At 58.9% G+C, this 23,822-nt stretch carries 19 protein-coding genes; 8 read left to right on the forward strand and 11 right to left on the reverse strand.

All coding sequences use genetic code 11. The features are described 5' to 3' along the window. Positions 1 to 55: 55 nt before the first annotated feature. Together VEB01_RS07080 and VEB01_RS07085 are read left to right on the forward strand one after the other, a co-directional pair. A complete protein-coding gene (locus tag VEB01_RS07080) occupies positions 56 to 340 on the forward strand; it encodes a hypothetical protein (protein WP_324874057.1) in 285 nt (94 codons plus the stop codon). A gap of 763 nt (positions 341 to 1,103) precedes the next feature. Continuing rightward, the gene (locus VEB01_RS07085; RefSeq protein WP_324874059.1) at positions 1,104 to 2,426 is read left to right on the forward strand and encodes a HAMP domain-containing sensor histidine kinase; all 1,323 of its coding nucleotides are present in this window, start codon (positions 1,104 to 1,106) and stop codon (positions 2,424 to 2,426) included. 55 nt (positions 2,427 to 2,481) lie between these two features. On the opposite strand, the gene VEB01_RS07090 is transcribed toward VEB01_RS07085, so the two are convergent. The 3 genes from VEB01_RS07090 to VEB01_RS07100 all read right to left on the reverse strand — a co-directional run bounded on the left by VEB01_RS07090 (position 2,482) and on the right by VEB01_RS07100 (position 4,182). Then, complete coding sequence (locus tag VEB01_RS07090) at positions 2,482 to 3,159, reverse strand: DUF1294 domain-containing protein (RefSeq protein ID WP_324874061.1); 678 nt, start codon at positions 3,157 to 3,159, stop codon at positions 2,482 to 2,484. Positions 3,160 to 3,323: 164 nt separating this feature from the next. Next, entirely contained in the window at positions 3,324 to 3,722 is a 399-nt protein-coding gene (locus VEB01_RS07095; RefSeq protein ID WP_324874063.1) for an Hsp20/alpha crystallin family protein, read from the reverse strand. 16 nt (positions 3,723 to 3,738) lie between these two features. Then, complete coding sequence (locus tag VEB01_RS07100; RefSeq protein WP_324874065.1) at positions 3,739 to 4,182, reverse strand: Hsp20/alpha crystallin family protein; 444 nt, start codon at positions 4,180 to 4,182, stop codon at positions 3,739 to 3,741. A 201-nt stretch (positions 4,183 to 4,383) separates the two neighbouring features. Here VEB01_RS07100 and VEB01_RS07105 point away from each other — a divergent pair, with 201 nt between their 5' ends. Beyond that, positions 4,384 to 5,484 carry a DUF1207 domain-containing protein gene (locus VEB01_RS07105; RefSeq protein ID WP_324874066.1) on the forward strand — a complete coding sequence of 367 codons (1,101 nt, stop codon included), beginning with the start codon at positions 4,384 to 4,386 and terminating at the stop codon, positions 5,482 to 5,484. 17 nt (positions 5,485 to 5,501) lie between these two features. Here VEB01_RS07105 and VEB01_RS07110 read toward each other — a convergent pair whose 3' ends face one another. From VEB01_RS07110 to VEB01_RS07140, 7 genes are all read right to left on the reverse strand, one after another. Beyond that, complete coding sequence (locus VEB01_RS07110; RefSeq protein ID WP_324874068.1) at positions 5,502 to 6,188, reverse strand: alpha/beta hydrolase; 687 nt, start codon at positions 6,186 to 6,188, stop codon at positions 5,502 to 5,504. A gap of 83 nt (positions 6,189 to 6,271) precedes the next feature. Beyond that, entirely contained in the window at positions 6,272 to 6,448 is a 177-nt protein-coding gene (locus VEB01_RS07115) for a hypothetical protein (RefSeq protein ID WP_324874070.1), read from the reverse strand. A gap of 16 nt (positions 6,449 to 6,464) precedes the next feature. Beyond that, positions 6,465 to 7,373 (reverse strand): VOC family protein, encoded by a 909-nt coding sequence (locus tag VEB01_RS07120; protein ID WP_324874072.1) that lies wholly within the window; start codon positions 7,371 to 7,373, stop codon positions 6,465 to 6,467. A gap of 404 nt (positions 7,374 to 7,777) precedes the next feature. After that, a complete protein-coding gene (gene treY, locus VEB01_RS07125; RefSeq protein WP_324874074.1) occupies positions 7,778 to 12,940 on the reverse strand; it encodes a malto-oligosyltrehalose synthase in 5,163 nt (1,720 codons plus the stop codon). Beyond that, positions 12,940 to 14,808: a malto-oligosyltrehalose trehalohydrolase gene (gene treZ / locus VEB01_RS07130; RefSeq protein ID WP_324874076.1), complete on the reverse strand. Its 1,869-nt coding sequence runs from the start codon at positions 14,806 to 14,808 to the stop codon at positions 12,940 to 12,942. The genes treY and treZ overlap by 1 nt, the downstream gene beginning before the upstream one ends. A 759-nt stretch (positions 14,809 to 15,567) precedes the next feature. After that, positions 15,568 to 16,833: a glycosyltransferase gene (locus VEB01_RS07135; RefSeq protein ID WP_324874078.1), complete on the reverse strand. Its 1,266-nt coding sequence runs from the start codon at positions 16,831 to 16,833 to the stop codon at positions 15,568 to 15,570. Then, positions 16,826 to 17,506 (reverse strand): DUF5752 family protein, encoded by a 681-nt coding sequence (locus tag VEB01_RS07140; protein WP_324874080.1) that lies wholly within the window; start codon positions 17,504 to 17,506, stop codon positions 16,826 to 16,828. Before VEB01_RS07140 ends, VEB01_RS07135 begins: the two co-directional genes overlap by 8 nt. Before the next feature lie 672 nt (positions 17,507 to 18,178). Between VEB01_RS07140 and VEB01_RS07145 the strand changes: the two genes are divergently transcribed. Then, complete coding sequence (locus VEB01_RS07145) at positions 18,179 to 19,999, forward strand: hybrid sensor histidine kinase/response regulator (RefSeq protein WP_324874082.1); 1,821 nt, start codon at positions 18,179 to 18,181, stop codon at positions 19,997 to 19,999. A gap of 78 nt (positions 20,000 to 20,077) precedes the next feature. Here the strand turns inward: VEB01_RS07145 and VEB01_RS07150 are convergent, their stop codons facing one another. Next, on the reverse strand, positions 20,078 to 20,815 hold the full coding sequence (locus tag VEB01_RS07150; protein ID WP_324874083.1) for an ABC transporter ATP-binding protein: 738 nt from the start codon (positions 20,813 to 20,815) through the stop codon (positions 20,078 to 20,080). Here VEB01_RS07150 and VEB01_RS07155 point away from each other — a divergent pair. The 4 genes from VEB01_RS07155 to VEB01_RS07170 all read left to right on the forward strand — a co-directional run. Next, complete coding sequence (locus VEB01_RS07155) at positions 20,790 to 21,392, forward strand: arylesterase (RefSeq protein ID WP_324874085.1); 603 nt, start codon at positions 20,790 to 20,792, stop codon at positions 21,390 to 21,392. The two genes, VEB01_RS07150 and VEB01_RS07155, sit on opposite strands and share 26 nt — an antisense overlap. 84 nt (positions 21,393 to 21,476) lie before the next feature. Continuing rightward, the gene (locus VEB01_RS07160; protein WP_324874087.1) at positions 21,477 to 21,836 is read left to right on the forward strand and encodes a HopJ type III effector protein; all 360 of its coding nucleotides are present in this window, start codon (positions 21,477 to 21,479) and stop codon (positions 21,834 to 21,836) included. A gap of 285 nt (positions 21,837 to 22,121) precedes the next feature. Continuing rightward, the gene (locus tag VEB01_RS07165) at positions 22,122 to 22,403 is read left to right on the forward strand and encodes a hypothetical protein (protein ID WP_324874089.1); all 282 of its coding nucleotides are present in this window, start codon (positions 22,122 to 22,124) and stop codon (positions 22,401 to 22,403) included. 517 nt (positions 22,404 to 22,920) lie between these two features. Beyond that, a partial coding sequence (locus VEB01_RS07170; protein ID WP_324874091.1) for an IS110 family RNA-guided transposase occupies positions 22,921 to 23,822 on the forward strand: 902 nt, incomplete at its 3' end.

The raw sequence follows: 23,822 nt of genomic DNA on the forward strand, positions 1-23,822 counted from the left end.
GGTGGTGCTGGCGTTCTTGTGAAGTTGAATCTGCATCGTGATGAGTCTCAACCGGATGAACCAAAAACTTCACGGAGGACACTCCGTGCCTCGAAGAGAGCATAGCTCCTTCTTGGTAAAGAATCACACGGGACCTGACAGCTATCCACTTTCCGTGCGAGTTGTTTCTGCATGGCTTCTGTTTTTTGATGGCTCAGATAAAGTTATTGCTAAATCCGGTTATATGCCGCCCATGGTATGTCGGCTCGATTGTAAGTTCATCTTGATTGTTTTCACTGCAAAAACCTTGGATTCTGATAAAGATGATGGAAATTCAATGCGAAGCTTTGAGTATAAATGATCGGAAACACACGGTTGCATCATGAGTTTCTTGGTCCTCTTAGTAGCTTGGAATTGCAAAAGATGGCAGGGTAATCAGCACTTCAAATCCGGCGTATGGGGCGCACGTTCGGACGTGATTGCGCGTGGGATTAATGGGCTACGATAGGTGCTTACCCGATGCCGACGATCGCTCGTTTTCGGGCAGAATGGTATTTACGGGCACAGGACGCCACGGATTAAAGAGCGGATCACATCTGTGGGCCGGCTAGTTGTAAATGAGCCGAAGTCCTGCTTAGTTCGATACGCGGTCAGTTCGTGCATGGATTATCTGGAGCCAGCTCCCCCCGTATTTCCCACAGGGCTGGGTAAGCTTCGCGAACCTCACCGATCGCGGTATCATCACTTTGCCTTCCTAAGATTGTTGAACGCCTGATGGTCGTTGGTTCTACGATCCTTGCTGCATAACGCTTGGCAGAGTCGTAACAGCGGTAGTTTGCCGGCCGTAGAACACGAAACAAGGCGGGCGTGGGAACTTAGACAAGATTTGAGCATCTATAGACGCTCGGTGATTGTCTCCTTTCGGCGCCTATCGATAACTAGCCGGCTTAGCTTAGCCTTCGCTGCAATCCGGCTTATTGGCTGTCTGGAGGCGCACATCCGATCGACTCGATTTAAGCTCCCCCACTTGAAGCCTATCCCCGTTGGCCATCAGCTCCGATTATTGACGGACTTCCGATCGCCTTCGGAATAGATTTATAGGTACATTCAGCGAGATACGAACCATGTGGGATAGTGTGCAAACACTTGTTACGACTGATGGGCTCATGCCCCATGGATATTGCCTGCTTTGGCGTCCCTCCTTGCTTTACCTGCATGTCTTTTCGGACATCATGACGGCATTGGCCTATTATTCCATTCCCGGCGCCTTGATCTACTTCGTACTGCGGCGCCGGAATCTCCGCTTTCGCCATATTTTCGTGCTCTTCGGCGCGTTTATCCTCGCCTGTGGTACGACTCACCTGATGGGGGCATGGACGATTTGGCAGCCGATCTACGGCGTCCAAGGCGGCGTTAAATTGCTCACTGCTCTGGTTTCGATGGCCACGGCCATTGTGCTATGGCCGCTGATTCCTCAGGCTCTCGCCTTGCCGAGTCCGGAGGAGCTGGAGGAGACCAATCGCCGATTGATCAATGAGATACAAGAACGCAAGGCGGCCGAGGAGAAAATCCGGCACCTGAACGCAAATCTGGAAGAGAGGGTGGCGCAGCGCACCCAAGAGTTAATGCAGCTTAACCGCCAGCTTGAATTGGAGATTCAAGAGCGCAAGCGGGTTGAAGACAGCCTCCGTGATGCCGATAGTCGCAAGGACGAGTTCCTGGCCATGCTGGGCCATGAGCTCAGAAATCCTTTGGCCCCGATCCGAAACGCGGTTCAGGTGATGCGAAAAATCAGTGTGCCCGATCCCAAACTGGCTTGGGCGCGCGATGTCGTTGATCGCCAAACCAGCCATTTGACCCGGTTGGTGGACGACCTACTCGACGTTTCGCGCATCATCAGGGGCAAAATCACGCTGCACAACAGTTCCGTAGACATCGCCGCCGTTGTCGAGCAGGCGCTTGAAACCAGCCGGCCGTTGATCGAAGCCCGTCAGCACGAGCTTACGGTCTCGCTACCCGAGGAATCGCTACGGCTTCAAGGAGATCCCGTACGCTTGGCGCAGGTGGTCTCCAATTTACTGAATAATGCGGCCAAGTACACGCCCCCGGGCGGTAGAGTCGGGCTGACCGTTACGCATGAACATGGTCAGGCGGTTATTCGTGTGCGTGATACCGGCGAGGGTATTCCGGCCCATCTGTTGCCGAAGCTTTTTGATCTGTTCACTCAAGCCGAGCGCACCATCGACCGCTCGCAAGGCGGTCTTGGTATCGGTTTGACCATCGTCCAAAAACTCGTGGAATTACATGGAGGATACGTTGAAGCCAGCAGCGAGGGACCCGGAAAAGGCAGCGAGTTCGTGGTGCGGTTACCGGTTTCCGAGGGACTCGCGAGCGCGAAAGATTTCGGAGAATCCTCATCCCTAGCCTCGAAAAGCAATCGTTCGTGAGACTCTCGATAAACCGGGCTGGATCCGGCCGTTCTCCCTGCGATCTTTGCGACAGCTATGCGGCTTTCAGGAAATCAAAAACAAGAAACGCCGCCCACGCCAATCCGTGGAAGGCGATGATGCCCCACAGTATTCTCCGGTAACGAGACTTCCGTATTTTGTGGCGGAAATCGTTCTGCGCCAGGAGCACTCCCGGCCAGCCTCCCATAAGCTCCACTATGTGCATGTAAATTTCCGGTATGCGCCATTGACCGGTTATCGCGTGCTGTTTATCGAGCCCATAAAGCAAGATGGCCAGAACGCTTAGAAAAACATACGAAAACAACGGAATCGGGTTGTGCGTCCGCCAGACCAAATAGCACGACAGGAGAATGGGCACTCCGATCAAGGTCCAGAGAAACGGCGAGCGAGGGGTGGTCAGAATACCTTCGGTCGGTTTTTTCTCTGTGACATCGGCCCCTTTTATCGCGGCGTAGGAAAGGCGTCTCCTGCCGGGGACATCGGTCGCCACGTTATAGAAAATGGTGTCTCCGACTTGCGGACGCCGGCTCGTGCCTTCCTCGATCACACTGATATGGACGAAATAGTCATCGCCGCCCATGGACGGGCGCACGAATCCGAAGCCTTTGTCATCGTTCCAAAGGACAAGCACGCCTTCCTGCAAGCGGGAATCGTCGGCGACGGCCCGTTTACGGCCTGCAGTCCTTCTTCTATTGAAGGGGTGCGAGGTCACTCAATCTGCCTTTCAAGAATGGCATATGCCTTATTGTTTCTTGCCTTATTTGCAATCGATTGTACATCCATCGGTTCAATCAAGCGCACCGATATAACCAGGGCCCGGCACTTCCCGGTACCGGGCCATAGCATGAGGCCGCCAAAGGGCTCAATGCGGTCCGGCTAATTCACTCGGACCTCGATCTTGCGCGGACGCAATTCCGCCCGCTTGGGAATCCGCAGAGTAAGCACGCCGTCTTTAAGTGTGGCGTCGATGTTGTTCGATTCCAGCTCCGGGCTAAGCGCGAAACTCCGGCGGTACCGCGTCGAATGGATGTCCGCATACAGCGCTTGGATGCCCTCGGGCATGTCGAAATGCGCGTCACCCTCGATAAGCAGGGTGTTTTTATCGACTTCTATGTTGAGTCTATCTCTCGATACACCCGGCATATCCGCCACCAGCGTGATGCCTTCGGCATCCTCGCAGATATCCACCGGCGGATTCAGCACGGCCTGGCGCTCGGACCATTGACTCGGGACGTCGGCGGATTGCCTGGTTGTAACGTCTTGTGTTGCAGCCATAATTTCCTCCTTTTACTCATTTGATTTCGATCTGCCGTGGCTTGACGGCTTCGCGCCGCTGCACCGTGACATGCAAAATGCCGTTCTCGCAGCGGGCTTCGACCCGATCCGGATCCACATCTTCCGGCAGCGCGATCGCGCGGCGGAATTCGCCGTTGAAGCGCTCCTGACGGTAGTAGTTGGCATTTTCATTCTTCGGTAACCCGCGCTCGCCGGAAACGGTTAGTACGTTCTGTTGAATGGAGATATCCAGAGTCTTGGGATCGACGCCCGGGGTAAACAGGTAAACATTCACCTTGTCGGGTGTGGCGCCGACGTTCACGGGTGGAAAACTGCCTCGCACGGCGGATCTGATCCCGGTCGGCCAAGGCCAACGGCCGAACAGATCGTCCATCTCCCGTTCCATGCGTCTGAAATCGTCGAACAGGCTGTTCTCGAACTGGATGAAACTGGCGAACATGTCATACCTCCTTTTCGATTGGCTAAATAAACAATGGGGTCTCGGCCGGGACTTTCAAGAGATTCGGGGTGATCGGCAGATATAAATCCTTTTCTCAAACGCGGTAATCGGCGCAACGGCCGGGTGATTCCCGACATTGCCTGAGGCTTGTCTTCAGTCTAAGATCGCGCGGCATCCGATAAGGATTTTAGGAGTCGCGCCATGCGTTCGAGCTATGGATTGGTTTTTTCCCTATGTCTTCTTATCCCTTCCCTCGCTCAGCCGGTCACCCCGCAGAATGACCGCTTCCTCGAGGGCTACGCTTCGGCCGTACTCGACATGCGCTTCGGTTTACGCGATGTGAAACCCAGGGTCGAAAATGGACGGCTGGTGCTGGACCCCGCTCGGCTCAAAGGGCAGAACCCGCAAACGGTTGCCGACGCTTTGCGAACCATCGAAGGATTGCAGGTCGAAGTGGGGAAACCCGGCAGCGCGTTGATCGCGGCTCGGGAACCGGTTGCCGAGACGCCATCGGCTTTGCCTTCTGAGAAACTAGAGCGCTATACGGGCTGGCTTCCGTCGACCAAGGTTTTCGAATCCTTGATTGCCGATCCGAGATGGCCGCGTTTTTCCGCCTCCGTGCAGTTCTACCAAAACGATGACGAGTTGAACACGGTAGGTTCCGCGAACTTCGGTGCCACTTTTCCGTTTTTCGGATGGGAGGGATTGGGCGCCAAGTGGCAGGTAGGATTGCAGGCCGGGGTATTTTCGATCTTCAACCTGAACGCCAGTTCTACCGATCTGGTGAACTCCGATTTCTTCGTAGCCCTGCCGGCGAGCGTTAGGTCCGGGCCGTTCTCGGCGCAGGCGCGCGTTCTCCACCAAAGCTCGCATCTGGGCGACGAGTTTCTGCTGCGCAACCGGGTCAACCGCATCAATCTCTCGTTCGAGGCCGCCGATCTCCTGCTCTCCTGGAATTTCGGCGACGTTTTGCGTGTCTACGGGGGTGGGGGCGGGCTGTTCCGGACCGATCCGAGCGATCTCAAACCTTGGTTTGCTCAAGGCGGATTCGAGTTGACCAGTCCATATCCGCTATTTACCGAACTCCTGTATCCGGTGGCGGCACTCGACGTTCAAGCTGCCGAGGAGACCGATTGGAACGCCAGCTATTCGGCGCGGGCCGGTGTCGAGTTCCGTAGCGAATGGTTGGCGGGACGGCGATTGCAGTGGCTATTCGAATACTTCAACGGCCGCTCGCCGAACGGACAATTTTTCGAAAGGCACATCGAGTATTTCGGGACCGGGCTCCATTTCTATTTCTGACGGCGAATTGGCCGCCGTCAATGGGGCGCCCTCTTCCCGGCAAACCAATGGGCCGCCTCCCGAGCGATATCGATGGGAACGTTGTGGCCGCCCTCGAATTCCCGGTATGAGACCTCATACCCCGCGCGCCTTAGCTGCGGCACGATGCGACGGCTGCATTTGTCGATCGGCAATACGGTGTCATTCGTGCCATGGGAAATGAACACGCGCGGATTTCCGCGCTGCACCGCGGAGGCCACGAAGCCGGGCGAAAACGCGAGAATGTGGCTGAACAGATCGCCATTCATGACTCCCAAGGAGAGCGCATAGGACGCGCCGTCCGAAAACCCGCCGACCGCGATTCGCAACGGATCGACCGCGTAATGGGCAAACACGTGCGTCAACGCTTTATCGATATAGGTAATGTCTGCGCCGTACTCGTCGATGATCACATCCCAGGTAAACGATCTCGAGGCGGGGGCCACCAAGATCAAACCGCAGGGATCGGCCAAATTCAAGAGCGGCGCTAAACCGTGCTGGGAGTTACCGCCCGCTCCATGAAACATCAACACGAGCGGAAGCATGCGCTCGATCCGGTAGCTGGCGGGAATATAGAAGTATCCGTTACGCGTGGAATTGAGCCTAAGCTGCTGTAGGCCGGTGGGGGCGGACTTCTTTAGTTTTACCTGTTCAGGACGAGCCAAAAGATGTCCTATTTCGCTCATCTCGGTACTCTCCTTGCGAACAAGGAACCTAGGGTCCGAGTCACTCCTCAGCCCTTTTCAGTGGCGCTTGCCGAATCGGACCCTTATCTCAGCGGAAACCCTATGCTCACGCCGGTACGCACATGAACCGGGCCGTATCTGACGCCGGGTCCGGAGATCCCTATGCCGGCGTAAGGCCTCACGCTGCTGCAAGCGCTGAGCAACGGGATGACGACGACCAGTCCGATAATCGGGGAGATCAGCCTTTTAGCTGTTTTCATAGTCGAGCCTGCTGCTTCATTTCGAAGGCGGTATCTGCTGAATGCCGAATGTCGCCCCGGACGGATCGGCTATCACGGTGACCGTTCCGGAGCGGATATCGGGTCGCGGAGCGATAAGCACCTTACCTCCAAGACTTTCCGCGCGGGAAACAGTTCCGGCGAGATCCGCGACTCGGACATAGGGCATCCATGTCGGCTGTCCGCCCGTCAGGGGGTGCTTGGCGGCGCCGGCCCGCGGAACCCCGTCGCGCTTGAATATTCGATACGCTTCGTGATCGCTGTCGTGCGGCATTACGTCGAGTCGATACCCCGCTAGTTCACGATAGAACCGTGCCGCCCTGTCGATATCCTCGGTCCACAGTTCGTTCCAAAACCAGTCGCCTTCCTCGGGCTCGATGGCCTCCGGGTCGCCCCAACGGGTGCGGATTACGGTCAGCGGGGCGCCATCCGGATCGCGGATAACGGCAAAGCGCCCCCGTTCCGGCGCGTTGACCGGCATCAGCGGCACGGTTCCGCCGGATTGCTCGGCCAGCCGCGCGGCGCGATCGACATCCTCGACTGAAAGCAGGCTGAGCCACTGACTGACCGGGTGCGGCGGTTCGGTGTCTTTCGCCACGAGACCGGAGATCGGGCGTCCGTGGTTCCAGGCCACCGAGTAGTCGAAATTGCCGGAGGTAAAATCAGTGAACCGCCATCCGAATAGATTTCCGTAAAATCGCTTGGCGGCGGGCAAATCGTCGGTCACGAGATCGTGCCAGACGAAGCGGCCCGGTTGATGCCGCTGCGTCTCGGTGGGCGAGATGGCAGGCAGCTCCACGACCCGGCGGTCGGTGCAGCCCGTGAAAAGTATCAGCAGGGCTGCAGCCAGAGACGGAAGGAAGCTCTTGCGAGCGTGTTTGAGGGGCTTGTATCCGAGTGATCGCATTACGAACTCCTGTCGAATGGCTGAGAAATCCTTCTCTTTTTGGTTCTTCCCCCCGACCCATAGGTATCCACGCAACTCGATCAAAGAAGGAATCGCTGCGCGAGGCTTTGTTTGATTGTGGGTTCTCGCACCCACGGGCGAGATACTTTTCTTTGGACGGCCAAAGAAAAGTATCCAAAAGAAAGGCCGCCCGGTTGCCGCTTGGATCCTGTGCTCCTCGCTTTCGGCCGGGGGCGCCAGAAGGGGCCTCCATGCCCCTCTGGCGACGCGCGGAATCCTAAAGGGCTATTCCGGCCGAAAGCTGCGGTGCTCGGCGCGGCAAACGGGATTTAATACAACCCGGAAACGGTGTTTCCGGGTTCGAAAACTTGTGTAAATACCCATGGTCCGGAGGACTGAATGGCCTAGTCCACCTTAATCAACAAAGCCAGCGGAAAGCCGGAAAACAATTCCGCTGCCATCAGCGGGCCTGTACCGTTCAGCGTTAGATGTTCCCGGGTGAAGCAGTGCAAATAGGTGCCGGCGACGGCGGGCGGCAGCAACAGCCGGGTATCGTCCCAGATTCTCCTATCGTCAAGCGGCGCCGATACGGCATCGTTCCCGAGCCGCCGTATCCAGCGGGGCACCGCAACCAGCACCGTACGCGAGCCGAAGCGACGGAGAAACGCGCACAGGTGCTCGGCCTTTTTGCCCTCGGCTGCCAGCGGATGATAGCCGCCGCGGCGGAACAGATCCGGGTCCTGCTGCCGCAAGCGGAGAGTTTCCCGGGTCACGTACAGCTTGATGCGTCCGTCGGCCGGTTCATCTTGCATCTCGCCGAGTCGTGGCGCGAGCTCCGGAGCGCTCAAGCCATCCCAGGCTTTGATGTTCTCCAATAGGGCTTGCCGCAATTGGTAATCCACCGGCCGCCGGTTATCCGGGTCGACCAGGCTGAAATCCCAGAGCTCGTTTCCCTGATAGAGATCCGGCACGCCGGGAACAGTGAGCTTTAGCAGCAGCTGGGCCAGGCTGTTGTGCAAACCGGCGCGGGCGATGCTCGACTGAAAATCGAAAAAGTCACGGACGAATTCGTCCTGATCGGCGGGTGTTGTGAGTTGCAGCAGGAAATCAGAAACCGCCTGTTCGTAAGCCAGGTTCGGGTTCAGCCAGCTGCTAAACAGCTTGGCTTCTCGCATCGCCTTGACCATGTAGGCTTCCAGCCTTTGTGTGTAGTCGCCCAAACCTTCACGGTTCAGCGCCCCTAACGGCCAGGTTCCGATCAAGGTCTGATAGATCAGGTATTCATCGTTTCTCGACGGGGCCGGCGCGCCGTCGACGATACTTTTCTTCTCCCGGTTGAGCTCGCTCCAGTGCCGTACCCGCGCTATCCATTCATCGGGAATCTCCGACAACACATTGATGCGGGCCCTCACGTCCTCCGAGCGCTTGGTGTCGTGGGTCGAGGTGCTCAAGAGAGCATGGGGCCAGGATCGGCTGCGTTCTTCGTTGCGGCGGTGAAAATCGGCGAGGGAAACGCCGAAATGCCGGGGATCGCCGCCCACTTCGTTCAAGGAGACGAACCGGTTGTAACGATAGAACGCCGTGTCTTCCATGCCTTTCGCCATGGCCGGGCCGGTCAGCTGCTGAAATTTCATCGCAAAGGAAACGACCTGCTCCCGGTAGCGGTCGCTTTTGCCCTCCGCTTGAAGGATCAGCAGTTCGTCCCGGACAAAGTCGAAGATCGTGAGATCTCCCACCAAGCTACGTTTCTTGGCTTGATCGACTGCGAGCTCGATATAGTTCCGGTCGGTCTCCGACACACTCCGGCCGGTTACGTAGGTTCGATAGACCGGGAAACAGGCGATGATTTCCCGCAGCGCGTCCCGCAGGCTATTCAAGCTGTAATCCCGGGTGCGGCGGTCGTTCTCCGCGATCCGGCTCAGCCGGTTGGCGAGCACTGTGAGCTCGCTCGAAAGCGCGACCTTCAGAATCAGGCGCTTCGATTGATAAAGCAATTCATCGAAATCGACGGGAAAGGCGCAGAAGGACCGGTAGAAGGCATCCAGCAGCTGCTCGGCGTCGGGCCAGATGAAAAGGCCGTTGACGACATTGGCAAAGTCGTAGCCGGTCGTGCCGTGCGTCGGCCATTGGCTAGGGAGGTGTTCGTTCAGGGCGAGGATCTTTTCGACCACGATATAGAACGCCTGACCGTCCGAACCGGCCGCTGGTTGGCTCTCGGATTCAGCGGGTTCGGAGCGGGTCAGCGCCAGCACGCGATCCTGCAGCGTCCGGCAGTAGGCTTCCGGATCGTAGAGTCCGTCCGGGTGATCGATCCTGAGCCCCTGCAGCTTTCCCTGGGCGATAAGGTCCAGGATGAACCGATGGGTGGCCTCGAAGACCGCATCGTTTTCGATGGACAAGGCCGCCAGGTCGTTCGTGTCGAAGAAGCGGCGGTAGTTGATCTCGTCGGCCGCGACCCGCCAATAGGCCAGCCGGTAGGCCTGGGCTTCAAGGAGTTCGTGCAGCCGGTCGAAGCTCGCCGGAACGCCGGGCGTGCCGTTGAACTCGCTGACATTCTTGGCGATGAACTGCGAGACGTCCTGGCTGGCCGCGCACAGCCGCGCCAGATGCTGTTTGTGGATTTCCTTATCCCGGTTGCGTTCGCTGCGTTTGTCCTTGCCGGTTTGCCACCGGCCGGGCAGGTGGCCGAAAGCCGTGATCAGGCTCTGAAACTCTGCAAGTTGAGGATCATCCGGGCTTACCGCGGTTTTCAGCTGATCGAGCCGGTAGCCGAGAATATGCGGGTATTCCCTCGGATCGATCGGGAATCGATGAGGCCCGTAGTAGACGGAGAAGGACCCTTCCTTGGCGTCGAAGGTCAATTGGAGTTCGCCGCTCTCCAGCGCGGTTCCGTACGGCAATCCCAAGGTGGGCAGCAGGACTTTCCCGCGTAAGTAGTCCTTGACCGGCGACCAGTCGATGTCGAAGAAATCGGCATAATCCGAGGCCGCCCCGTTTTCGAGCACGTCCAGCCACCAGATGTTGTCGCTGCCCATGACGCCCATGTGGTTGGGCACCAGATCCAGGATCTGCCCCATGCCGCGCCGCGAAAGCTCGGCCACGAAATGCTCGAAGTCGTCGCGGCTGCCGATTTCGGGGTTCAATTCGCCGTGATCGACGATGTCGTAGCCGTGGGTGCTGCCCGGCCTCGCTTTGAGGTACGGAGACGCATAGCAATGGCTGATGCCGAGGTCCTGGAGATAGGACAAGATATCGGTCGCTTGGCGAAAGGTGAAATTGCGGTTGAACTGCAGCCGATAGGTGGCGCGCGGAATGGAGAAGCGGATGCCCGTGGCCGCCGCGGGCTTGCCCTTGGGGTGGGTTTTCGGAATCGCGCTGCGGCTTTCGGCCAAGGCCTGCAGCAAGGCCGTGACGGTATCTTCCTTGCGCCATTGCTCGAACTCCAGCGGCAGCTTTCGCCGTCGGTCCGGAAAATCGGGAGGCGCGCCGGGAAGTACGAGCTGGTCGGCCTGTCCGAGCGCATCCTCCAATCGAAGGAGCACGATTTCGGCCGGGGTTCGGGACAGCAGGAGATAAACCGCGCGCACCAGTTCCGGCGTCATGTCCGGCACGGAGATCGGATGGATGTTGATGTCGGGCGGCAGCAAGCCTTCTCGTTCCAGCGCGACGAGCAGGCGAACCCGGGCGACGGCACGGGCCACGATGGCTTCGTGACGGGAATCCTCCGAGGCGAACAGCTTCAACGCCTTGCGTTCGTCCAAATCGCGCCCGAGCCAGAATCCTCGAAGCGGCGGCTCGTCGATTTCGGCGGTGGTTATGGCCGATTCGGGCGGGTATTCCCTCGCGGACAGGGGCCGTTCGTTCTTCCAGTACGAGAATAGCGATTCGCAGGGAACGACGCCCGCCCGTTCCAGCGGCCCGATGATTTCGGCCGGAAGCGTTTCGTCGTCAGTCGCCAGCACCAGGCAGCGGTTGCGGTGGCTTTCCAGGGCAAGAATGCCCAAGAGATCCTCGAAGGGAAAGGCCACATAGCTGCCGTCCTCGGGACTCCCGCCGGCCGGAACCCAATACTGCCGGATCAGATCGGTCACATTGTGCACCAGCAAAGCGCCGGTATGCCGCATATTCTGCCGCAGGCCGGCGATGAACGGCCGGTAAGCCGCTTCCCGCAATGCCGACGGCATGAAGGGCGAGACTGTCGAGAGTTCGCCGTCGGGACGTGCCTCGGTCGGCGGCGAGCCGAGCCGGACTCCGGAAGCGCAGAGTGCTTGCTGCGACCAAACTTCGGCGCCGTCCGCGGCGGCGTTGAACACGAATTCCTGGCACAAGCCGATGCTCAGGCCGAGTTCCGCGGCGCGGTCTCCGGCCGATTGCATTTGCTGTTCCGCCTGCCAGTAGAGGTAGGCGTAATAATCAAGCCTGGCCGCATTCTCCGCCGCGAAGCTTTGCACCTCGGGAGACGATGGGTCCCTGAATTCCGGCGGCCAATCGGTCCAGGCCGAGTACCCGGCGTCTTTCCGGGAAAAGCGCTCGCACAGCGCGTCGAACAGCGATTGATAGTAAAGCGCGGGACCACGCGCCGACTGATAGGCGCGAAAGGCCTTGCCGCGTTCGGTGGGCTTCTGCAAATGCTTGTCCCGGAAATGCGCGAACAGCGACTCCAAGATGCCGAGCTTTACCGCCGCTACCTCCGGGCAGTCGATCAGTTCCTCGGCGCGCAAGGCTCGAAGGTGAGCCTGGAACTCCGGGTCTGCAACAGTCTGCTGTACCGTTTCGGATTCGGCGAAGTCGGGGATCGCTTCCACGTCCAGGTAGAGAACGTTGTAGAAGGCTCGGCTCGACGGTTCATAGCCATTACAGACTTCCGGTTTTAACACCTTCAGCGCATGGAGCGGATTCACCCGGATCATCGCCGCCTCATGTTCGACGGCATAGTCGACCAGGCTCTTGAGATCGGTGAAATCGCCGATCCCCCAGTTCCGCTGCGAGCGTACCGCATAAAGGGACAGCGACAATCCCCAAATCTTTCGTTTTTCTTGCAGAACCGGCGGGAGATAGCAGCGCTCGGGCGTTACGATGAAGCTCATGGCTCCCTTCAGGTTTTTTTCGGCGTACTCCACCGTCAAGCGGTGATAGCCCAAGGGAAGCTGGGCCGGCAGAGTGAAGGCGAAGCGCCGGTAGCTCTGACCCTGGATCTTCAGCTCGCCGATCAGGGGCCGCTCGGCCGGGCAAAAATCTCCGTCCCAGCGCGCGCCGTCGTCGAGCTCCAAGGACCACGTCATGAGGACATGATCAAGCTGACGCGGCACGGTGCAGGCGATGACGCGGGAATCCTCATCCGCACCCACGACCTTGACCGGCGGCAGAATCCGAAGCCAATCCCCGTGTTCCAGTTCGTTCATGATCGACGGCAGATGCGCTTCGTCGCAGGCATCGATACCCATGGCCGCCAAGAGCTCGCGCTTGGTGTCGGTGGAGATGCGGACGGTCTCGCCCCGGGCATCGACGAACTCCGTCTCAATGCCGCAGAGGCTGCACAACTGGTCGATCGCTTTAACGACGGGCATCAGCCATCTCCGGCTCTTGTGAGGAACCAGGCGGTGGACCAGGCCGGCAGCCGGCCCGATGCCAAGTCATCGGCAATAGCTGGGTCGCTGACGGCCAATGGCGGGCCGGGAGGAAGGGTCGTCCTGGTGCTCCCAGGATGACCGTTTGCGATTGGAGGCTCCAAGTCCGGCAGAATTCCATCACTGAGATTCGATAACAGGATCAAGGCACCGCCGTCATCCATAGGCCAGGTGACCTTGAGCCCTTGTCTGCCCACGACTTCATACTGCGACCGGCCGGCGCGTATTTTCTTCAGACGCGGGATGATTTCGCGGCGGCGCAGCGTCAATAACGATTGATAGAACGATCGCCATTCCCGGTGTTCCGGTGTCTCCAATGCGGCCCAGTCCAATTTCGAGTTGAAAAAGGTCGAGGGCTCCGAAGGATCGGGAATCCGTTGTCTGAGTTCGGGGGCGGCGAATCGTTCGAAGCGGGCGAATTCGTTGCGCCGACCTTCCGTAACGGCTTGGGCCAGCTCCGACCCGAAATCGCAGAAATACTGGAACGGCGTCGGACAAGCGAATTCCTCGCCCATGAACAGCAAGGGCGGGGAGGGTGCCAGCAGCAACAGCGTTACCGCGGCTCTAAGGGGGCGGGTTTCGGCGAGATCGGAGAGGCGTTCGCCGAAGGCCCGGTTGCCGACCTGATCGTGATTTTGCAGAAAAGGGACGAACGCGGTGGGCGGAAGATCGCGGCTGATTTCGCCGCGCCGCAGGCCTTGGTGATACGGTGAAACTTCCCCTTGATAGGCGAAGCCTTCGCTCAGAGCGCGTCCCAAGTGTTTCAGGGGCACATCGGCATAGTCGGCGTAATAGCCGTCCGTCTCGCCCGTCAACAGGAGGTGCAGCGCATGGTGCAGGTCATCGTTCCATTGCGCGTCGTACCGGTGGGGCGAGCCGTCGGCGTCTCGAGCGAGATAATGCGCGGCGTTGTTGTCGTTTTCGAGTATGAGGTGGACGTGCCGCTTGCTTCCGGGGCCGGCGCGTATCCGCTCCGCCAATTCGTCGAGGATGTCGGGGCGCGAGTCGTCGGCGATGGCGTGAACCGCATCGAGCCGCAGCCCGTCCAGGTGATACTCTTCCAGCCAGTAAAGGGCGTTGTGGATGACGAAGTCGCGCACGGTGCGGCAGTTCTCGCCGTCGTAGTTGATCGCGTTGCCCCAGGGCGTCCGATGCCGATCGCTGAAGAACGGCTTCGCATAGACGTACAGGTAGTTGCCTTCCGGTCCGAAGTGGTTGTAGACCACATCGAGAAACACCATGAGTCTCTTGCGATGGGCGGTCTGGATGAGTTCCTTCAGATCGTCCGGGGTTCCGTAGCTCGAATCCGGCGCGAACAGCAGCACGCCGTCGTAACCCCAATTCCAGCGGCCGGGGAAATCCGCCACCGGCAGGAGCTCGATCGCCGTGACACCCAGAGAGATTAGGTAATCCAGCTTGCCTTGCAGTGCCCGAAAGCTTCCTTCCTGCGTGAACGCGCCGACGTGCAGTTCGTAGATCACGGCCTCTTCCCAAGGTCTTCCGGCCCAGTGCTCGTCGGTCCAATGGAAATCGACCGGATCGATGACCTGGCTGGCACCATGCACGTCGAACGGGTTGAAACGCGAGGCGGGATCGGGAACGGCCAGTCCCTCGTCCAGCCGAAACCGGTAATAGCTGTCGGCCGAAGCTTCCGCCGTCACCAGCTCGAACCAGCCGCCTGCTAGCCCCTGCATCGGCAAACGCCGTTCCCGGTTGTCCTTTTCGAGGATCAAGTCCACGTGCTTCGTTTGCGGCGCCCAGAGTCTGAAGTGCACGCCGTCTTCCGTAATTTCCGTGCCGAATGGCATGCTGTGTTTTCGAATCATCGTCCTGATTTAGAGGGGCCTTTCGGCCAATGCGTTTGTGAATTAGGTGTAGGCTGGGATAAGCGAAGCGTTCCCGGCAAACGACTGAGTTCTCTTTGCCAACCGATTCGATAAGGAATCGCTGGCGCGACGGTTGCTTGAATGCGGGTCTCGCCCCGCAGGCGAGATACTTTTCTTTGTGCGGCCAAAGAAAAGTATCCAAAAGAAACGCCGCCCGATTGCCGCTTGGATCCTGTGCTCCTCGCTTTCGACCGGGGTCACCAGAAGAGGCTTCCATGCCCCTCTGGCGACGCGCGGAATCCTTTCCTCGCCCCTAGGGCTATTCCAGCCGAAAGCTGCGGTGCTCGGCGCGGCAAACGGGAGTCAAAACACTTTCATTCGATGTATGGATTTTCTCTTACCCCGTATGGCGCGCCCGAGCATCGACGCCTTGAGCCGGAACCGCCCGAAGGGGCGCGGCACGACGCCGCGCGGCGACAAAGGCACACGGAGGTGCCTTTTGTCGTCCCCGGCTCAAGGAGGCGACGCGCAGGATCAGCGCGCTATCCGGGTGTCTTTTCTTTTGGGTCCTTTTCTTTGGACAAGCAAAGAAAAGGACCTCGGCCGTGGGTCCGAGAACCCACATTCAAAACAACCGTCGCGTCAGCGACTCTTCACCATCGAATCGGTTGCTACGGCGAACTCAGCCGCCGGAAACGCTGGCCCTTCAAACGGGTCCGCGTTCCCGGCAAACAGCGCCGATTACTGTCCCCTGACCCGGATCCCTCCCGCCAGCTCGATGCGTTCCCCGGTGGTGTACAGCAGGCTTACCATCAGCGTCAGATATTCGCGGAGGTGGCGGGTGATCAGGAAATTGTCGCGCACGAACTGCCGCGCTTTATGGCCCATTTCCTCGATCTTGTGCCGGTCGTGGAGCAGATAGCGGATACGCAGCGCGGCGCCTTCGGGCGTATTGACCAAAAAGCCGGTGTGGTGATCGATCACCTGCAGCCGAATGCCGCCGGTATCCCCGCCGATGACCGGCTTGCCCTTCCATAAGGCTTCGGTCACGGTCAGGCCGAACCCCTCGCGCAAGGATTTCTGCACGATCAGATCGGCAGTCCGCTGCAGCGCATTGATGGTACGGTGGGCATCGGGCGGCAGGAGCAGGATGTGTACGTCGGGATCGTTGCCCGCCGCCTGCCGCACTTCGGCGAGGACGGCATCTCCCTCGGGGTCGTCGGTGGCGGTGCCTCCGGCCAGGACCAACTGAATCTCCGGGAGGAAATGCTTGGCGATCCGGTAAGCCTCGATCACGCCCGCCGGGTCCTTGAAGCGGTCGAAGCGCGATACCTGAAGGATTACCGGGCGCTCCCGGTCGATTCCGAACCGCTCGCAGATGCCCTCGATCTCGTCTTCCGGCAAGTCCACATTTTTATCACTTAAGGGATCGATGCTGGGCGGGATCAGATATTGCGTATGGGGCAGCGGCTGGGCAAATTGGGCGAGGGAGAAAATGCTGGCGTCATAGCCGGCGACGAAGCCTCGGAGATAGCGCCAGATCACCCGGTTCGGCCGGTTGATGTCGATATGGCAGCGCCAGATCCACTTGCCTTTGCGTTCCGGAATATACCTCAGCAGCGGGGCGGGTTGCGGGTCGTGAATGAAAACGATATCCGCATCGCTCAGGATCGGGCGCAACTGTTCGGCGTTGAAGGCGTTGGTCTCCTCGAAGTTTCTCAGCCAGTCGGCGGGCATATTCACCATTTTGCCCTGGAGCCCATTGTGAAAACTCTTGGTGCACTGATAAAACATCGAGTTGCCGGTGATCACCTCCCAATGGGTTTCGATCCCGAGTTCGCGCGTCAAAGGTACGTGCTTTTCCAGAATTTCGGCCACGCCGCCGCCGACTCGGGTCGAATTGACGTGCACCACCCGTTTGTCCCGCAATGTTCCCGCCAACTGGTGCAACTGATCGATGACGTCCTGGCCGACGACCTCGGCATAAGACTCCAGTAAGTTAGCCATGACCCATCTCGCACAGGCAGCTGGAGAAGATATCAGCCAATTCCTCGCGGAGATCGGTCAACGAGGTGAAGTAGGGGTCCACCTGCGCCAGACTTTGACTGAGCCCTTCGTAACGTCCTTCAAAAGAAACTAGCCAGTTGCGGAAGTCGTCGAGCCGGTTCTCGTTGCGCCTCTTGGCGTCGATGAAATGATAGAAAATGCTGCTTACGGACATCTGATTGATGCGGCCGGCCAGCTTTTCCGGGGTGAAGAACTGGAGATCGGTGCGAAAAACGACGGTGAGCGCCCGGATAAACTCGAACTGCTGATCCGGTTGCGCCCACGCCAAAACCTCCCGTTCATCGAGCCGTTGCTCGATGACATCGATCAGTTCCTGGCGCAACTCGTCGAGCGTTCCATAGCTGTTGGGATCCACCACGCTCAGCCGTTCGGCGAGCGCTTTATCATGCAGCCCGCGCATCGACCAGGCGGCGAAGTCGTTGTTGTATTCGGGCTCGTCGAAGCGGGGTTGGAGCAGGTTGCCCCAGAAATGAAAGTAAATGCTGCCCGGATGGATGGTCAGCAAGTGATCACGCAGTTCCTTCAGATTTTGCGCCCGCTTACCGGTCGCGATGGCTAACAGGGCGCAATCGTTGACGATGAAGGGCATCGGTCCGCTGGCTTGATTGTCCATGGCGTTCTTCCGGCTGGCTTGTCTGCCGTTTCCGCAGAATTAGCATCTAATCACCATAGACAGCTTAGGCCCGTTTGTAAATCCGTGAAAATCGGAGTATGCCTTTTCGGCATTGGTGAGCAAGGCTAGGACAATTTCATTTTTGAACAGTCATGACGGAGAGACGCACGGACAAACCACAGGATGAGTTGCAGCCCAAAAACACGTTGCCATCAAAGGAGCCCGATCGGCTGCTGTCGGACCGCTACTAGCAGGAATGCCGGGAACGGCTACCGCCCCTTCGACAAGGCTCAGGACAGGCTTATCCCGGCCTACATGTTGCTGAAGAGAGTGGCCGCCAGATCGGGTGAGGAACGAAGGATTGGGGCGAGGGTCGGCCTATATATTTCTTCCCCCTTCTAGGAGGAAGGTTGGGATAGGGGTAAAGCCGCGTGTAGATCGGAACAAGCGCCTATCTCAGTAGGCCTTTCGCCCTGAGTCTGTCGAAGGGTTGGCCTATTGAGATAGCACTCTAAGCGCCGCACTTTATACGGCATCGGCCCTGCCGGATGGTCGGGTGGTTCGGCGGATTCCACTATGCCGCTACGGCTGTGATAGAGTTGTGACCCACCTTACCGGTAGGTTTCTGGAGGGGCGGGTTCGGAGCGCATAAGAGCATGCTGATGAGGCGACATGATGTCGAACGAGACAGATAAGATCACGCTCAGAGAGAAAGCCGAAGCCGAGCTCGAGACAAAGCTTGAGATGCAGGCGCCCGTGGATGATCAAGAGCGGACCCGGCAACAACAACTACTCCACGAGCTTCAGGTTTATCGGATGGAATTGGAAATCCAAAATCAGAATCTGCGGGAAGCCCAGGCAGCGATCGAGGAATCCCGCGACCGCTATGCCGATCTTTTCGATTTTGCTCCCGCCGGTTATTTGACCTTGGATAGCCATGGGGTGATCAGGGAGATCAATCTGACCGCCGCCGGCATGCTGGCACGGGAGCGCCATTACCTGGTGGGGCTTCCCTTTGTCCATTTCGTCGCCAAGGCGGATCAAAAAAGGTTTCTGGATCATCTATCGCGAAGCAAATGCGAGCTCCGGAGTGTCACGACGGAGCTCCGTCTCGTCGGAAACGACGACTGGCAGCTTCCGGTGGAAATCCACACCATATCGACCCAGAATACGCAGCACAGCGTGTTGTGCCGGACGGTGCTGACCGATATCAGCGAGCGCTTGCTGGCCCGAACGGCGTTGCACCAATCCCGGCAGCAGCTTGAACAAAAGGTTTCGGAACGGACGGCCGCTCTGCAAGAAGCCAACCGGCAGTTGGAGGCGGAAGTCGCCGAGCGGAAGCGCCTGGAGGCCGAGCTGCTGCAACGGATGCACGAACTGGCGGAGGCGGATCGGCACAAGGACGAGTTCATGGCGATGCTGGCCCACGAACTCCGCAATCCCCTTGCGGCCATCGTCAATGCGACCGAGTTGATGAAACGCAAGCCACAGGGCTGCCAAGACCTGCATGATTGGACCTGCCGGGTCATCAAGGAGCAGGCGTCGCACCTCGCGCACCTGCTGGACGACTTGTTGGATGTCGCGCGGGTCACGCAGGGAAAGATCGTGCTGGAAAATGCGACGATTGACTTAAGGACCATTGTGTCCCAGGCGGTCGAAGCCAATCAGGCCTTGATCGAGGATCGCCGGCATAGACTGAAGGTCCGTATTCCGCCCGAGCCGGTTTGGGTGCATGGCGATAGCACGCGGTGCGTACAGGTTATCGGCAATTTGATCCACAACGCCGCCAAATTCACCGAAGTCGAGGGAGAGATCGAGGTAGTTGTCGAGACCGGGGCCGACGAAGCCGCGGTGCGGGTTCGAGACAATGGAACGGGTATTTCCGCCGAGCTTTTGCCGCGCATTTTTGAGCCCTTCACGCAGGAAGACCGGTCGCTGGCGCGTTCGCGGGGAGGTTTGGGGATCGGTCTGTCGCTGGTCAAAAAGCTTGTGGAGTTGCATGGCGGCAGCGTGGAGGTTTTCAGCGAAGGACCCGGCCACGGTAGCGAATTCGTGATCCGTTTGCCGAAGATGGAATCGCCTCCTTCCGTCCAAGAGCGCAGCGAAAGCGTTCAAAGCTCACCCACGTCCGAGCAATATGTGTTGGTGGTCGACGACAATGCGTCTTCGGCGGATTCCTTGTCGTCATTGCTCGAAGCGTACGGTTACCAGGTTGAGGCGGCCTACGACGGAAAAACGGCCCTCGATCGGGTCAAGGAGCGAACGCCCGATGCCGTGCTGCTGGACATCGGCATGCCGCAGATGGATGGGTATGAAGTAGCCCGCCGGCTGCGGGAGGACCCGCGGCTCGCGCGGATGCGCTTGATTGCAATTTCCGGTTATGGGCAGGAAGAAGATCGGCAGCGCTCGCGTGAAGCCGGCTTCGACCATCATCTGGTCAAGCCGGTGGACATCGACGTCTTGTTGGAATTGCTGGGCAATCGGCCAGGATAAGGCCTTCGGCTTCGCTCAGGACAGGCATTGCGTTCCCGGCAAACGGCGCTGAGGAACCGGAACGAGTGTGCTTCAGGATTATTGCGACACGATTCGGCCGCCATCCAGCCGGATCACGCGCTCGCAGCGGGAGGCCAGGGTCTCGTCGTGGGTGACCAGAACCAGCGTGGTGCCTTTCTCGCGGTTCAGTTCGAACAGCAATTCGATGATGGTCCGGCCGGTATTGCTGTCCAGATTGCCGGTGGGTTCGTCGGCGAACAGGATTTTCGGCTCGGTGACGAAGGCCCGCGCCAGCGCCACGCGCTGCTGTTCGCCGCCCGAAAGCTGTCGCGGGTAGTGCTTGAACCGGTGATTCAGGCCGACGCGGTCGAGCATGGCAAGACTGCGGCGGCGGGCCTCGTCGCCCGCGCCGGCCAGTTCTACGGGCAACATGACGTTCTCCAGTGCGGTCAAGTTGGGGAGAAGCTGGAACGACTGGAATACGAAGCCGACGTACTCGCTCCGGAGCGCCGCCCGGCCGTCTTCGTTCAAGTCCGTGAGGCACGATCCGGCGAGCCAGACACGGCCCGACGAGGGCAGGTCAAGTCCGGCCAGGAGGCCGAGCAAGGTCGATTTGCCCGATCCCGAGGTGCCTACGATGGCTAGCGTTTCTCCCGGTTTGATCGAGAGGTCGACTGCTGTCAATATATCCAGCCGACCGTCTGCCGTTGCGACGTGTTTGCCGAGATTCTCCGTTCGAACGATGAATTCTTCGGCGATATCTTCCGACGCTCCAATCTGCTTCTGCGTTATGCGAAACCTATTATTATCCTTCATTTTGCTCGTGCTGCCGGGCCTGATTCATGCGAAAACCGTTCTTGTCCTCGGCGATAGTATCAGTGCCGGGTACGGTTTGGAAAAGATAGACCACGGCTGGGTGGCTATGTTGCAGGAAGCGGCGCGACCGCACGGCATCGAGGTGATGAACGCCAGCATTTCCGGCGAAACGAGCGCCGGCGGCCTTGCCCGCATCGACGGGCTGTTGAGCCGGCACCGGCCGGCCGTCGTGATTCTTGAGCTCGGCGCCAATGACGGGTTGCGCGGGCTTACGCCCAAGCAGTTGGAGGCCAATCTGGGCGAAATGATCGTTCGTTCCAAGGCCGCCGGCGCCAAGGTATTGCTGCTCGGAATGAAAATACCGCCGAACTACGGCAGGCGTTACGCCGACCTCTTTCGGAATGTCTTCCAGCGGGTCGCCGAGACTCACGACACGGCGTTTGTGCCGTTTCTTCTGGAAGGCGTCGGCGGCCAAGACCATCTGATGCAGGCGGACGGCCTGCATCCCAACCGCGAGGCTCAGGCGATCTTGTTCCGGCAGGTTTGGGACAAGCTGGAGCCGATGCTTGCTCGTTAATCTTGTTGGGCGGCGTATCTGCGCAAATCTCGTCGCCGTCTGGGCAAGGATGATCAAATAGGACTTTATTTTCTTTATCGCCATATGAGTACATCGTTAGAAACGTTCATCGCCAAAATCAAAGAAGGCCGGCCGGTCGCCTTCAAAGAAACCATCGACGCCATCGGGCAATATTACGACTACCGGCCGACTCGGTTTCTCAACGGTTCGGACGATGACCGGGTCATCAACGAACCGGGCTGCAACGAGGGTTCCTGCAAGATCTTCTATTTCGGCCGGCTGCACGGGCTATCCGAGAAAGAGACCTTGGCGCTGTTCGGCGAACATTACGCCGACGTGTTATCGAACCCGAGCGGCGAGAGCCACAAGAACATCAGAACCTTCATGAGCTGCGGGTGGCCGGGAATTTCCTTCGATGGCGAGGCCTTAGTTCGACGATCGTAAGATCGCTGCTCGTGATGAGACTGGGTGAGCGCGGGTGCCGTATGAATCGCCATCGCCCTTCGGCTGAGCTTAGACAGGCTCATTCCGAGCCTACACGCTACACACCGACTTAAAGAGTCCTGAGGTAGGCCGGGATAAGCCTGTCCTGAGCCTTGTCGAAGGGGCGTAGCCGTTCCCGGCAAACGGTCTGGTTTCACCCAATAAATTGTTGTTTAATCGCGAACGTTGCGCGCGCAAGCGCTGTCCAAGGCCGGTTTCCGGCTGAATTTTCTCCGGAAAAATCCGGTGCCAAACCAATATTATTTGGAGAGTCTTATGCTGATCTTCCTCAAGAGCCTGGTGGCTGTTTCAATTTTGATTTTCATCATCGGTATGATTAAGCCGAAATGGATTCTGTTCTGGATGAAGCATCCGGATCGCCTGACGGCCAGTTCGATCGCATTGCTGCTGTTCATGGCATCGTGGACGGGCATCGCCAAAATGACTTTGAAGCCCAAGCCTCCCGAGGCGGCGCATTCGGAGCGTTCCGCCGATGACCAAAACACCCTGCAGTTGGATCGGCGCTAATCGTTCTTCGGCTGTTTATCGTTATGCACATCTTCTCCCGGCCGATCCTCCTTGCAGCCTAAAGGCTTGCTGCGGCTCTCCGCTACGGTATGACCGCTCGGCCTGATTAGCTTTATCAACCATACGGCCGGGGAGCTGCTTTATCCTCTGTCGTCGGTTTACTGGCTGTCGTATTGTCGGCTTCTTGGCCCGCTGCGCCTTTCCCGCAGCGGCCCTTTTAGGGCTGTGGTGCGGGAAATGATTCGGCGACAGTAACCCCGCCTTATATCTCGATTCTGTTCTCGACAAGAGGCAGAATCCCCGACTGATCCTCGGGCCGGGAGCCGGGCAAGACGGACCCCGCCTTGGGCGTAAAACCTGTTACGTAGATGGTCACCCGACTCCCCTTCTCGCCATCGAGTTCGAACGGTATCGTAGGGCTGCCGTGGGCAGCACCCTGGATGGATAAGGCTGAACCCGGCGGGCGGCTCCGATCGATCAGAACCTTGACCTCCAGAACACACTCACAGGAGACCCCATGACATTTACCCCCATCGGGATCGACATCGCCAAAGCCAAATTCGATGCCGCCGCGCTGCGCGATGGCCAGTACAAAACCAAAGTCTTCCGCAATACCCCCGAAGGGTTCACGGCATTTCGGGCGGGGCTTCAAGCCTTCCCGTCCCCCCACGTCTGCCGCGAGGCGACCGGCCGTTATGGCGAAGCCCTCGCGACGGATTTGGCCGAGGCTGGGGTGACGGTCAGTGTGGTCAACCCCGCACAGATCCATGCCTTCGGCCAAGCGGAACTAAGCCGCACCAAAACCGATCAGAGCGATGCCAAGCTGATCGCCCGCTTCTGTCATGGTCAAAGACCTCCGCTCTGGCAACCCCCCGCATTGGCGGTGCGCCAGTTGCACGCCTTGGTGCGCCGACTTGAGAACCTCCTAGAGATGCGGCAGATGGAGCGCAATCGGCTGGACGGGGCGGACCCGGCCGTGCGCACCTCCATCGAAACCCTGCTCGCCACCCTTGAAGCCGAGATCGCCGCCACCCGAAGCCGCATCCGCGAGCACATCGACCACGATCCGGTCCTCAAATCCCGGCGCGATCTGCTCGACACGATTCCCGGTCTGGGCGAGGCCACGATCGCCGTCCTGCTGGCCGCCTTGGGCGACAGTCAGCGCTTCGACAATGCCCGCTGTGTCGCGGCCTTCGCCGGCCTCTCGCCCAAAGAGCGCCAGTCCGGGAAGTGGAAAGGCCACACCCGCCTGTCGAAGACCGGCGATGCCTTGCTCCGCAAAGCCCTCTATTTGCCGGCTCTGGTCGCCTGGCGCCACAATCCGCTGATCCGGGCCTTTTGTGAGCGCCTCAAAGCGCAAGGCAAGAACGGCAAAGTCATCGCCTGTGCCGCCATGCGCAAACTCCTCGTTCTTGCCTA

The sequence above is a fragment of the Methylocaldum sp. genome (genome assembly GCF_035627495.1).
Taxonomy (GTDB): Bacteria; Pseudomonadota; Gammaproteobacteria; order Methylococcales; family Methylococcaceae; genus Methylocaldum.